This is a genomic window from Streptomyces sp. NPDC002499 (genome assembly GCF_053595415.1).
This window is the reverse complement of sequence record NZ_JBSFXO010000011.1, coordinates 223,605-235,341: the sequence shown is the minus strand read 5'-3', so window position 1 is coordinate 235,341 and position 11,737 is coordinate 223,605. Positions and strand designations below refer to the sequence as shown.

Annotated in this window: 10 protein-coding genes; 3 read left to right on the top strand and 7 right to left on the bottom strand. The window is 69.8% G+C overall.

The window, feature by feature from the left end:
- The first annotated feature begins 156 nt into the window (after positions 1–156).
- From ACWD5F_RS30650 to ACWD5F_RS30640, 3 genes are all read left to right on the top strand, one after another.
- Positions 157–1,155 carry a carboxymuconolactone decarboxylase family protein gene (locus ACWD5F_RS30650; protein WP_451259261.1) on the top strand — a complete coding sequence of 333 codons (999 nt, stop codon included), beginning with the start codon at positions 157–159 and terminating at the stop codon, positions 1,153–1,155.
- Entirely contained in the window at positions 1,155–1,751 is a 597-nt protein-coding gene (locus ACWD5F_RS30645) for a class I SAM-dependent methyltransferase (protein WP_451259259.1), read from the top strand. The genes ACWD5F_RS30650 and ACWD5F_RS30645 overlap by 1 nt, the downstream gene beginning before the upstream one ends.
- Before the next feature lie 143 nt (positions 1,752–1,894).
- Complete coding sequence (locus ACWD5F_RS30640) at positions 1,895–2,572, top strand: hypothetical protein (RefSeq protein ID WP_451259257.1); 678 nt, start codon at positions 1,895–1,897, stop codon at positions 2,570–2,572.
- 28 nt (positions 2,573–2,600) lie between these two features.
- On the opposite strand, the gene ACWD5F_RS30635 is transcribed toward ACWD5F_RS30640, so the two are convergent.
- The 7 genes from ACWD5F_RS30635 to ACWD5F_RS30605 all read right to left on the bottom strand — a co-directional run bounded on the left by ACWD5F_RS30635 (position 2,601) and on the right by ACWD5F_RS30605 (position 11,582).
- Positions 2,601–4,145, bottom strand: a complete 1,545-nt coding sequence (locus tag ACWD5F_RS30635) for an NCS1 family nucleobase:cation symporter-1 (protein WP_451259255.1) — start codon at positions 4,143–4,145, stop codon at positions 2,601–2,603.
- A gap of 164 nt (positions 4,146–4,309) precedes the next feature.
- A complete protein-coding gene (locus ACWD5F_RS30630; RefSeq protein ID WP_451259253.1) occupies positions 4,310–5,329 on the bottom strand; it encodes a TIGR03842 family LLM class F420-dependent oxidoreductase in 1,020 nt (339 codons plus the stop codon).
- A gap of 11 nt (positions 5,330–5,340) precedes the next feature.
- Positions 5,341–6,744 carry a dihydropyrimidinase gene (gene hydA, locus ACWD5F_RS30625; protein ID WP_451259251.1) on the bottom strand — a complete coding sequence of 468 codons (1,404 nt, stop codon included), beginning with the start codon at positions 6,742–6,744 and terminating at the stop codon, positions 5,341–5,343.
- A 121-nt stretch (positions 6,745–6,865) separates the two neighbouring features.
- On the bottom strand, positions 6,866–7,708 hold the full coding sequence (locus tag ACWD5F_RS30620; RefSeq protein WP_124001702.1) for a nitrilase-related carbon-nitrogen hydrolase: 843 nt from the start codon (positions 7,706–7,708) through the stop codon (positions 6,866–6,868).
- Positions 7,709–7,863: 155 nt separating this feature from the next.
- The gene (locus ACWD5F_RS30615) at positions 7,864–9,429 is read right to left on the bottom strand and encodes a PucR family transcriptional regulator (RefSeq protein WP_451259248.1); all 1,566 of its coding nucleotides are present in this window, start codon (positions 9,427–9,429) and stop codon (positions 7,864–7,866) included.
- 27 nt (positions 9,430–9,456) lie between these two features.
- Positions 9,457–10,743, bottom strand: coding sequence for an aspartate aminotransferase family protein (locus ACWD5F_RS30610; protein WP_451259246.1), 1,287 nt, complete (start codon positions 10,741–10,743; stop codon positions 9,457–9,459).
- Positions 10,740–11,582, bottom strand: a complete 843-nt coding sequence (locus ACWD5F_RS30605) for a nitrilase-related carbon-nitrogen hydrolase (protein WP_401718324.1) — start codon at positions 11,580–11,582, stop codon at positions 10,740–10,742. Before ACWD5F_RS30605 ends, ACWD5F_RS30610 begins: the two co-directional genes overlap by 4 nt.
- Positions 11,583–11,737 lie beyond the last annotated feature (155 nt).

Sequence of the window (11,737 nt, the reverse complement as noted above, 5' to 3'; positions counted from 1 at the left end):
TAGACGGCACCGCCGACACCGGCGTCAGCCCTGTGGACGGCTCTGGGGCTACTCCCGGTGCAGTAGTCCGCGCCCCCGGCACACCCCCTCGGCGTCCCGCGAACACCCTTCGGCCGTACGACGACCGGGGGCGCCCCCGGGGCGCACGCTGCTGCCATGCCCACAGCCTTCCGCTTCACCGATCCACCGGCGCCCAGGACGGCGACCGGACGCGTCGCCGAGGTGTACGCGCAACTCGCCCACGACTTCGGCATCGACAAGGCGACCACCTTCGTGGTCCTCTCCTCGGCTCCCGAACTCCTCGCCCCCGCTTGGGCGTTGATGCGCGAGTCCCTGATCGCCGGGGCGGGCAGCCGCACCGGCAAGGAGCTGGCCGCCTACGGGGTGTCCCGTGCCAACCGGTGCCCGTTCTGCGTGTCCGCGCACACCGTCCTGCTGCACGCCACCGGCGACCACGCGCTCGCCGAGCAACTGGCGCGCGGGGAACGGCCGGAGAACGACGGGCACGCGCGTGTGCTCCACTGGGGAGAGCACACGCGCGTGCCCGGCGCCGATCTGACGCCGTACCCGTTCCCGCGCGAGCAAGCGCCCGCCTACCTGGGCACGGCGTTCGCCTTCCACTTCATCAACCGGATCGTGTCGGCGCTGCTGACCGAGCGGCTGCTGCCGGGCAACGCCGAGCGCCTGCGGCCGGTCCGGAGTCTGGCAGGCCGCTCGCTGGCCGGGACCGTACGCCGTACCGCCGTACCGGGCGCGGCCCTCCCGCTGCTCGACGCCCCACCCCCTGGACCGTCCTGGGCGGCGGGCACGGCGGTCGGTCCGGCCTACGGCGCCCTGCGCGAGGCCGCGCTGGCGGGCGCGGGCCTGCTCGACGCCGACGACCAGGCCCTCGTACGGCGGACCGTGCGCGGGTGGGACGGCTCGCATCCGCCGCTGGACCTGCCCGGGATCCCCGACCGTCGTGAGCGTCCCGGCGCGCGCCTGGCGCTGCTGGCCGCGCTCGCGCCGTACCGCATCACGGACGCGGACGTGGCGGCCTGGCGGCGACCGGAACACACCGACCACTGCCTGGTCCACCTCGTCGCGTACGGCGCGTTCGCCGCCGTGGACCGCATCGAGAGCGCACTCGCCCTGCCGATCGCCCGGGAGACCTGATGAACAAAACAGCTGAAGTACCCCGAACCACCGCCGTCCGACAGGCGCGTTACGACGCTCTCGGCAGCGGCGCGCACGACGCCCTGTTCGCGGGCGCCGGCGTCAAACTCGCCGACCGTGTCCTCGACGTCGGCTGCGGCACCGGCGCCACCACCCGGATCGCCGCGCGGCTCGCCGTCCGCGGTCATGTCGTCGGCGTCGACACGAATGCGCCGCTGTTGCGCAGCGCGCGTAAGCGCACCGACGAGGAAAAGATACGAAATGCCGCATACATGCAGGCGGATGCCGAAGTCCATCCGTTCCCGCGCGCCGGGTACGACGTCGTCGTGAGCCGTGGCGCCGTGATGTTCTTCACCGACCCTGTGGCCGGATTCGGGAACCTGTGGCGGACGTTGCTGCCGGGCGGGCGGCTGGCGTTCGTGTGCCCGCGGTCCCTCTCCGACCCGGACCGCATCCGCGAGATCCTGCGGAGCTACGAGAACATCACGGTCAGGCCCGTCCCCGTGGCGACGGCGTGGGGCGGCGACACGACGGACACCGGCGGCGGGCGGCCACGGGGAGATGTCTGGCTGGTCACCGCGAAACGCCCGCGCTGAGGGGCCGTCAGCCGTGAGGCCTGCGTGATCGGCCGCGTACGGAGCGAGTTGGCACTTCCGTCTCACAGGGACTCGTGTGAAACTGGCGCCCCCGTCCGCAGTGCGGACCCGTCCGCACACCGTCCCCCACCGAAAAGTGTGCCGTGCGCGATTTTCCTCTGCCGCTCGCTCTGACGGCGCGTATCTCCCCTGTCGTCGTGCTGGCCGCGGCCGGCTGGGCCCTGTCGTCCGGGCCGTTCGCCACCACGTCGTCCGCCGACTCCCAGAACAAGCAGGAGAGCGGGCAGACGAGCACGCAGTCGCCGTCCGCGCCCGCGACGGCCGCGGTGTCCAAGTCGTACGGGGCCTCCCCCGCGCCCTGCGGCAGCCTGGCCAAGAAGACGATCACCTCGCTGGTGCCCGGCGCCAAGACGGCCGGCAAGGAGATCAAGTCCACGGACGCGAAGATCCGCCGGACCTGCTCGTGGAACGCCCTCAAGGGCTTCGACTACCGCTGGCTCGACGTGTCCTTCGAGATCATGGAATCCGATTCCGCGGCGCAGAAGTCGTACAAGGAACGGCTCACGGAGAACAGCGGCGGCGGCGCGGTTCCCGGACTCGGCGACGCCGCCTACTCGGTGGTGAACCTGACCACCGAGGACAAGCAGCAGACGCGCGAGGGCGAGGTGGTGGCCCAGGTGTCCAACGCGCTGGTGGTCGTCACCTACAACGGCAGCGACTTCGAGTCGAAGAAGGCCCCGAGCACGGACGAGATCAACAAGGGCGCCATCAAGGCCGCCAAGGAGGCGGTCACCGCGCTGAAGGGCGGCCTGGCCAGCTAGCCGGACCGCCCCTCCGCCTGCCGAGGTCTCAGACCTTGACGGTCTCCGCCGCCGGCTCCGGGTCCTTTCCGCGCAGCAGCATCAGCACCACGTAGAGCAGCATCGACGTGCCCAGACCCACGGCCCAGCCGTAGTCGGCGAGCGAGGACAGGGCCGGGATGGGCCGGCCGTCGATCAGCGGATGGAAGTCGGCGCCGCCGATGGCGAGTACGCCGCCCACCACGAAGGCGACCACGGCCCGCCAGTTCCAGCCGCCGTCGTACCAGTAGCGGCCGCCCGCGCGGTACAGGTCGGTCAGGTCGAGCTTGCCGCGGCGCAGGATCCAGTAGTCGGCGATGAGGATGCCCGCGACCGTGCCGAGCAGACCGCCGACCAGACCGAGCCAGGTGAAGATGTAGCCCTGCGGGTCGGAGTACAGCTTCCACGGGAAGATGACCACGCCGAGCACACAGGTGACGAGCGCGCCGGCCCGGAAACTGATCTTCCGGGGCGCGATGTTGGAGAAGTCGAAGGCCGGGGAGACCAGGTTGGCCGCGATGTTCACGGACAGGGTCGCGACCAGGACGGTCACCAACGCGTAGAGCAGGCCCACCACGTTGTCGGTCTTCGCGGCCAACTGGACCGGGTCCCAGACCGCTTCGCCGTACACGGCCTGCGAACCGGAGGTGACCATCACCGACAGCAGCGCGAAGAGCGTCATGGTCGTGGGCAAGCCGAGTGCCTGCCCCCAGGTCTGCGCCTTCTGGCTCTTGCCGTAGCGGGTGAAGTCGGGGATGTTCAGCGACAGCGTGGACCAGAAGCCGATCATGCCCATCAGCGAGGGCCAGAACAGCTTCCAGAAGTCGCCGCCCCAGCCGAGCTTGGAGGGCTGGTCGAGCAACGGGCCGAAACCGCCCGCCTTGTTGCTCATCCAGATCAGCATGACGACCGCGCCGACGATGACGAACGGCGCCGCCCAGTTCTCGAAGCGGCGGATCGTCTCCATGCCCCGGTAGATGATCGCGACCTGGATCGCCCAGAAGATCGCGAACGACAGCCACATCGTCCAGGCGTACCCGCCGATCTTCCCGGCATCGCTCCAGCCGTTGCCGATCAGCTTCCCGGCGAGGAAGTAGATCGCCTCACCGCCGATCCAGGTCTGGATGCCGAACCAGCCGCAGGCCACCAACGCCCGCACGACAGCGGGCAGGTTGGCGCCCCGCACCCCGAAGGAGGCACGGGCGAAGACCGGGAAGGGAATCCCGTACTTCGGTCCCGCGTGCCCGGTGAGCAGCATGGGCACGAGCACGATCAGGTTGGCCAGGGCGATGGTGAACACCGCCTGCTTCCAGTCCATGCCGACGGCGATCAGACCGGAGGCCAGGGTCCAGGAGGCCGTGTTGTGGGCCATGCCGACCCACAGGGCGGAGAAGTTGTACGTGGTCCAGGTGCGCTTCTCCACCGGGACCGGCAGCAGGTCCTCGTTGGCGTAGGGGCCGCTGGGCTGCGGCGAACCAGGGGCGATCTCCACCCGGCCGTCGGCCAGGGTGACTTGAGAGGTCGGCGGTATGGCCGTGGGAGCGGTGTCGGTCATGGGCAGGCCAATCAAACGAGGGGCGGATCCGGAGAGGCCGTGCGGGTGGCTCCGGCCCCCCTCCCCCGGGACGGCGGGGAAGGGGGAGAACTGGAGTGGGGGGATGGGGAGTCGAGCGGTACCGGAGTGGGGGCGGGGAGTCGAGCAGTGCCGGTGTGGGTGGGTCAGGCGTTGAGCGCCGGGATGACCTTCTCCCCGTACGCGTCGATCACGCTCTCCTGCGCGTCGTGCATGTCGTACACGGCGAACTGGTCGACGCCCAGCTCGCGCAGGGCGTTGAGCTTCTCGATGTGCTTCTCGACCGGGCCGATGAGACAGAACCGGTCGACGATCTCGTCGGGCACGAACTGGGTGTCGGGGTTGTCGGCCCGACCGTGGTGCGAATAGTCGTACCCCTCACGGGCCTTGATGTACTCCGTGAGTTCGTCGGGTACGGCGGCCGAGTGCTCGCCGTACTTGGAGACGAGGTCGGCCACGTGGTTGCCGACCATCCCGCCGAACCAGCGGCACTGGTCGCGGGCGTGGGCGAGCGCCTCGGGCGAGTCGTCCTCGGTGACGTAGGCCGGGGCGGCGACGCAGATCTTCACCTCGGACGGGTCGCGTCCGACGGCGACGGCCGCGTCCTTGACCGCCTTCACCATGTACTCGGTGAGGTAGAGGTCGGCGAGCTGGAGGATGAAGCCGTCCGCCTCCTCGCCGGTCATCTTCAGGGCCTTGGGGCCGTACGCGGCCATCCAGACGGGGAGTTCGGCGCCCGGCTTGATCCACGGGAACTTGATCACCGTGCCGCCGAGGTCGGCCTCCTCGCCGCGGGCAAGCGACCGGATGACCTTCATGGCACCGCTGATCCGGGCCAGCGTGTTGGGCGTGCGGCCCGCGACACGCATCGCGGAGTCGCCGCGGCCGATGCCGCACACCGTGCGGTTGCCGAACATGTCGTTGAGGGTGGCGAAGGTGGAGGCGGTGACCTCCCAGGTGCGGGTGCCCGGGTTGGTGACCATCGGGCCGACCGTCAACTTGGTGGTGTTCGACAGGATCTGACTGTAGATCACGAACGGCTCCTGCCACAGCACGGCGGAGTCGAAGGTCCAGCCGTAGGTGAAGCCGTTGCGCTCGGCCCGCTTCATCAGGCTGATGACCTTCGAGGCCGGCGGGTCCGTCTGCAGGACGAGTCCGAAGTCCATTGTCGCCACTCCTAGTTGAGGTACTGACTGGTGGAGCGCGGGGTGTAGACGCCGTGGCCCGCGTGCCCGGTGTACTCCCGCTCGGTGATGACGGGTTCGCCGCGCGAGAGGACGGTCTCGACCCGGCCGGTGAGGCGTTTGCCCTCGTACGCCGAGTAGTCGACGTTCATGTGGTGGGTCTCGGCGGAGACGGTCTGCTCGGCGTGCGGGTCGTAGATGACGACATCGGCGTCGGCGCCCGGGGCGATGGTGCCCTTCTTCGGGTAGAGGCCGAACATCCGCGCCGGGGAGGCGCAGGCGATCTCGATCCAGCGGCGGCGGCTGATGTGCCCGTCGACGACGCCCTGGTGGAGCAGGTCCATGCGGTTCTCGACGCCCGGCATGCCGTTGGGGATCTTCGAGAAGTCGCCCCGGCCCAGCTCCTTCTGGCCCACGAAGCAGAAGGGGCAGTGGTCGGTGGAGACGACCTGGAGGTCGTTGGTGCGCAGGCCCTGCCAGAGCTTGGCCTGGTGCTCCTTAGGCCGAAGGGGCGTGCTGCACACGTACTTCGCGCCCTCGAAGTCGGGCTCGGCGAGGTTGTCGGTGGAGAGGAACAGGTACTGCGGACAGGTCTCGCCGAATACGGGGAGTCCTTCGTCGCGTGCCTTGGCCAGCTCGGCGACCGCCTCCATCGCGGAGACGTGCACGACGTACAGCGGGGCACCGGCGACCTGCGCGAGCTTGATGGCTCGGTGGGTGGCCTCGGCTTCGAGGAGGGACTTGCGGACCTCGCCGTGGTAGCGGGGGTCGGTCTCGCCGCGGGCCAGCGCCTGCTCGACCAGCACGTCGATGGCGATGCCGTTCTCGGCGTGCATCATGATCAACCCGCCGTTGTCGGCGGCGCGTTGCATGGCACGCAGGATCTGGCCGTCGTCGCTGTAGAAGACGCCCGGGTAGGCCATGAACTGCTTGAAGGAGGTGACGCCCTCCTCGACCAGCAGGTCCATCTCCTTGAGGGTGTCCTCGTTGACGTCGGAGACGATCATGTGGAAGCCGTAGTCGATGGCGCAGTTGCCCTCGGCCTTGGCGTGCCAGGCGTCCAGACCCTCGCGGAGGGCTCCGCCGACGCTCTGGATCGCGAAGTCGACGATGGTCGTCGTTCCGCCCCAGGCGGCGGCCCTCGTGCCGGTCTCGAAGGTGTCGGCGGCCTTGGTGCCGCCGAACGGCATCTCCATGTGGGTGTGGGCGTCGACGCCGCCGGGGATGACGTACTTCCCGGTGGCGTCTATGACCCGCTCGGCGGTCCAGGCGTCGGCCGTCGCGGTACCGGAGGTGGCCAGGGCTGCGATGCGGCCGTCTTCGATCAGGACGTCGGCGTGGAGTTCGTCGGACGCGGTGATGACTAGGCCGCCGCGGATGACGGTACGGGTGCTCATCTTGACTCCGCTGGATTGTGGTCGGGTGCGGGTCTGTGGGGGCTGGTCGCGCCCCGTGGCGAAGCCGCTAATGGACGCTGCCCCGCGCCCCTGGAAACGGGGCGCGGGAACCCAGGGCGTTCTACGGTGCGGTCAGCGGCTCGTACGCGTCCGGGCGGCGGTCGCGGTAGAACTGCCAGCGGTCCCGGACCTCGCGCAGTTTCTCCATGTCGAGGTCCCGGACGACCAGTTCGGTCTCCTTGTCGCTGGCCACCTCGCCCACGAACTGGGCTTCCGGGTCGACGAAGTACGTCGTGCCGTAGAAGTCGTTGTCGCCCAACTCCTCGACACCGACCCGGTTGATGGCGCCGACGAAGTACTCGTTGGCTACGGCCGCGGCCGGCTGCTCCAGCTGCCAGAGGTAGGCCGACAGACCGCGCGAGGTCGCCGACGGGTTGAAGACGATCTCGGCACCCGCGAGGCCGAGCGCCCGCCAGCCCTCCGGGAAGTGGCGGTCGTAGCAGATGTAGACGCCGATCTTGCCGACGGCGGTCTCGAAGATCGGCCAACCGCTGTTCCCGGGACGGAAGTAGAACTTCTCCCAGAAGCCGGCCACCTGCGGGATGTGGTGCTTGCGGTACTTGCCGAGGTACGAGCCGTCCGCGTCGATCACGGCCGCGGTGTTGTAGAGGACGCCGGGCTGCTCCTCCTCGTACATCGGCAGGATCAGGACGATGCCCAGTTCCTTGGCGAGCGCCTGGAAGCGCTTGACGATCGGCCCGTTCGGGATCTGCTCGGCGTACTCGTAGAACGCCTTGTCCTGGACCTGGCAGAAGTACGGTCCGTAGAACAGCTCCTGGAAGCACAGGACCTGAGCACCCTGCGCGGCCGCGTCGCGGGCCGCCTGCTCGTGTACCTGGATCATCGATTCCTTGTCGCCCGTCCACGCGGTCTGGAAGAGGGCGGCGCGAATCACTCTGCTCATCGGGACCTCCGGTCACTCGGTGTGCCAGAAGGCTAGGAAGTCCGGAAGCAGCCTTTGAGTTGCACGGTGTCACGTCTGCGGGCGCACGGCGTGCCACCGTGTCACGCCTTGCTCGCCCCATGTTTCACCACCGTTTTCCCAGGTCGTCGCATGTTTCACCCCTGTTGCGCATCGTGCGCGAGGAGCGCGATGTGCACCGAGGCGGCCTGTTCGAAGTCGTCGAGGTCCACGCCGAGCCGGCCCTGTATCGCCTCCAGCCTGCGATAGAGCGCGGGCCGCGAGACATGGTGGAGCTGGGCGGTGCGGGACTTGTTGCGCCCGGTGGCGAGATAGGTCCGCAGCACGGACAGCAGATCCTCGTCGGCCGCGCACAGCAGCCCGTCCAACTCCCGCTCCGCGAACGACTGGACGTTCGGGTCGTCCCGCAACAGCCGTACCAGGCCGCGCAGATGTACGTCCTTGAGGCGTACGACGGCCGGCAGGTCGAGGGCGGCCGAATGGTCCGCGACGGCGTCGGCCACGTGCTGGGCCTCGCGCAGTCCCGCCGGTACGTCGTCCCAGGCGGTGCGCGGATCGGCCGCCGCCACCACGGCCTTGAGCGAGCCGGACTCACTGCGCAGGCGCGCCGCGAAGTGCGCGGTGAGCGCCTCGGCGTCCTGGTCGCGGGCGAGGCTGAGCAGCACCGCCGTCGCGCCGTCCGCGAGCTCGGCGACCAGTCCGGGCAGGCCCAACATCCGCAGCACACGGTCGAGTTGGGCGGCCTCGCCCTCGCGTACGACCAGCGGCACGAAGGTGCGCCGGTTCACCGGCAGTCCGGCGGCCCGTGCGCGGGGCAGCAGTTGCCGGGCCGCTACGACGCCGGAGACCAGGTCGGTCAGCAGGCTCTCGGCGGACTGCTCCTCCCAGGTGTGCGCCGAGTTGCCGGCGAGCATGCGGTGCAGGACGAGGGCCTCGGCGCCCCGGTCGGCGAGGAGGCGTCCGGTGGTGGTGTCGCCGCGGTAGCCGCACAGCACGATCTGGCCCCAGCGTTCGCCGCGCCCGGCGAGTTCGGCCCGGATCCAGCCGTCGCCCTCGCTGCCGCCGGCCTGCCGGGCGATCCGCTCCCAGTCGCGCAGCACGTCGTCCACGGCCGGCCGCTCCCCCGCGGTGGCGAGGACGCGGTGGGCGAGGTTGGTGACGACGACGGGACAGGCGCTGTGCGAGGCGATCTCGTCGAGCAGGCGTTGCAGCGGGGCGTCCGCGGTGATGAGCCCGGTGAGGGCGGTGCGCACCGACTCCGACAGGCTGACGGCGGCGAACTTGCGCCGTACCAAACGGGCTTGGACCTCTTCGGTCAACTCCGCGAAGGGGAAAGGGCGGTGGAGCACGATCATCGGCAGTCCGCACCGCTCGGCGGCCCGGCGCATCACGTCCGGCGGCGCGGGGAAGGCGCGCCCCAGGCCGAGGACGACGGCGGCGGCCTCCGCGCGGTGCAGGGAGCGGATGTACTCGGCCTGCTTCTCCTCGTCACCGGCGAGGAGCACGCCGGTGGTGAGGACCATCTCGCCGCCGGTGAGCATCACGCCCACGTCGGGTGCCTCGGCGACATGCACCCAGCGCACGGCCCGGTCGAGCTGGGCCGCGCCGGCCACCACCTCGGGTTCCCCGGCGAGGACCCGTTCCATGGTCAGCACCTGGCGCACCGACAGGGCGGGTTCCAGGGTTCCGAAGGTGGTGGTCATGGCGGTGTTCCCTTGCTCATTCCGCGCTCAGCGCAGGCTCCCCAGGGCGTCTTCGAGGATGGCGGCGCCCTCCTCGGCCTCCGCGACCGTGAGGGACAGGGGTGGCGCGACGCGCAGGGCGCTGGTGTTGTGGCCGCCGCCCTTGCCGATGAGCAGGCCGCCCGCGCGCGCCGCTTCGAGCACGGCGGACGCGGCGTCCGGATCGGCCTGGTCGGTGCCCGGCTTCACCAGCTCGATGCCGATCATCAGCCCGCGTCCACGCACCTCACGGACGTACGGCAGTTGCGCGGCGACGGCCCGCAGTCGCTCGATGAGCAGGCCGCCCACGCGCCGGGCGTTGCCCTGGAGGTCGTGCTCCAGCAGGTAGGTGAGGTTGGCGAGGCCGGCCGCCATGGTGATCTGGGTGCCGCCGAACGTCGAAATGCTGTTGGAGTCCAGGCAGTTCATGATCTCGCCGCGGGCGACGACACCGCCGATCGAGCTGCCGTTGCCGATGCCCTTGGCGAAGGTGAGGATGTCCGGCGGGCCGCTGCGGCCGTGTGCCTGCCAGCCCCAGAAGTGGTCGCCGGTGCGGCCCCAGCCGGTCTGCACCTCGTCGGCGATCCACAGGATGCCGCGCTCGTGCAGCACCTCGCGGAAGGCGGCGTACAGGCCGTCGGGCGGCGAGGTGAAGCCGCCGACGCCCTGGACGGGCTCGGCGATCAGGGCCGCGGGCGGGCGGGTGTGGCCGAGCAGGTCCTTGAGGTCGTCGACGCAGGCCGCGATGAACTCGTCGTCGCTGAGGGCGGCGAACGGGCCGCGGCTACGGACGCCGCCGTGCACGTACAGCGTCTGGAGCGGTGACAGCGAGGTCGGTGACCAGCCGCGGTTGCCGGTGATGCCGACCGAGCTGAAGGAGCGGCCGTGGTAGCTGTTGCGCATCGCCAGGATCGTGTTGCTGCGCCGGTAGGTGGTGGCGAGCATCAGGGCGGTGTCGTTGGCCTCGGTGCCGGAGGTGGTGAAGAAGACACGGGCGTCCGGGATGCCGCTCAACTGGGCGATGCGCTCGGCGAGTTCGACCATCGGCCGGTTGAGGTACAGGGTCGAGGAGTGGATGATCCGCCCGGCCTGCTCGCTGACCGCCTTGGTCACCTCGGGCAGCGCGTGCGCGGTCATCGTGGTGAGGATGCCGCCGAAGAAGTCGAGGTACTTGTTGCCCGCGGCGTCCCAGACGTGGCGGCCCTCGCCGTGGGTGATCTCCAGCGGGTCCTCGTAGTAGAGGGCGAGCCAGTCGGGAAGCACCGCGCGGTGGCGTCCCAGCAGGTCCTTGGTCACGGCTGCACCAGCCCCTCGTACGCGTCGGGTCGGCGGTCCCGGTAGAACGCCCACTGCTGTCGCACTTCGTCGATCAGGTCGAAGTCCAGGTCACGGACGAGGAGTTCCTCGCCCTTGTCGCCGGCGGTCTCGCCGACGAACTGTCCGCGCGGGTCGACGAAGTACGACGTCCCGTAGAAGTCGTTGTCCCCGTACTCCTCCTGTCCCACACGGTTGATCGCGGCGACGAAGTACTCGTTGGCGACGGCGGCCGCGGGCTGCTCCAGCTGCCACAGATAGGCGGACAGACCGCGCGAGGTGGCCGACGGGTTGTACACCAACTGGGCGCCGTTGAGACCGAGTTGCCGCCAGCCCTCCGGGAAGTGCCGGTCGTAGCAGATGTAGACGCCCACCCTGCCGACGGCGGTGTCGAAGACGGGCCAGCCGGCGTTGCCCGGCTTGAAGTAGTACTTCTCCCAGAAGCCCTTGACCTGCGGGATGTGGTGCTTGCGGTACTTGCCGAGGAAGGTGCCGTCGGCGTCGATCACGGCGGCGGTGTTGTAGTAGAAGCCGGACTGCTCCAGTTCGAAGACCGGCACGACGATCACCATGCCGGTCTCGCGCGCCAGCGCCTGCATACGAACCACGGTCGGCCCGTCGGGCACCGGCTCGGCCCAGCGGTAGTGCTCGGGCTCCTGGACCTGGCAGAAGTAGGGGGCGTTGAAGACCTCCTGGAACCCGATGATCTTCGCGCCCTGGCGAGCCGCCTCGCGGGCGTGCTCCTCGTGTTTCGCCACCATGGACTCGGTGTCGCCGGTCCAGGTGGCCTGGACCAGAGCGGCACGTACGACGTTGGCCATGAGCTGCTCCTTCGACGGGACGTCCGTCTCTCTACGCCCGTAGAACAGGCCGTAGAGGGATGAACGTAAGCCTCCGGGAGAGCCTTGCCAAGACCATCGTCGTTAACCCGCGGAGTCGATCACGTTTCACACTCCGGTGGGTGAGCCGCGCGGCC

Excerpts from the sequence above, each read along its gene's own strand:
- ACWD5F_RS30650 (WP_451259261.1), top strand. The coding sequence starts at position 157 with ATGCCCACAGCCTTCCGCTTCACCGATCCACCGGCGCCCAGGACGGCG.
- ACWD5F_RS30645 (WP_451259259.1), top strand. The coding sequence starts at position 1,155 with ATGAACAAAACAGCTGAAGTACCCCGAACCACCGCCGTCCGACAGGCG.
- ACWD5F_RS30635 (WP_451259255.1), bottom strand. The coding sequence starts at position 4,145 with ATGACCGACACCGCTCCCACGGCCATACCGCCGACCTCTCAAGTCACC.
- ACWD5F_RS30630 (WP_451259253.1), bottom strand. The coding sequence starts at position 5,329 with ATGGACTTCGGACTCGTCCTGCAGACGGACCCGCCGGCCTCGAAGGTC.
- hydA (WP_451259251.1), bottom strand. The coding sequence starts at position 6,744 with ATGAGCACCCGTACCGTCATCCGCGGCGGCCTAGTCATCACCGCGTCC.
- ACWD5F_RS30620 (WP_124001702.1), bottom strand. The coding sequence starts at position 7,708 with ATGAGCAGAGTGATTCGCGCCGCCCTCTTCCAGACCGCGTGGACGGGC.
- ACWD5F_RS30615 (WP_451259248.1), bottom strand. The coding sequence starts at position 9,429 with ATGACCACCACCTTCGGAACCCTGGAACCCGCCCTGTCGGTGCGCCAG.
- ACWD5F_RS30605 (WP_401718324.1), bottom strand. The coding sequence starts at position 11,582 with ATGGCCAACGTCGTACGTGCCGCTCTGGTCCAGGCCACCTGGACCGGC.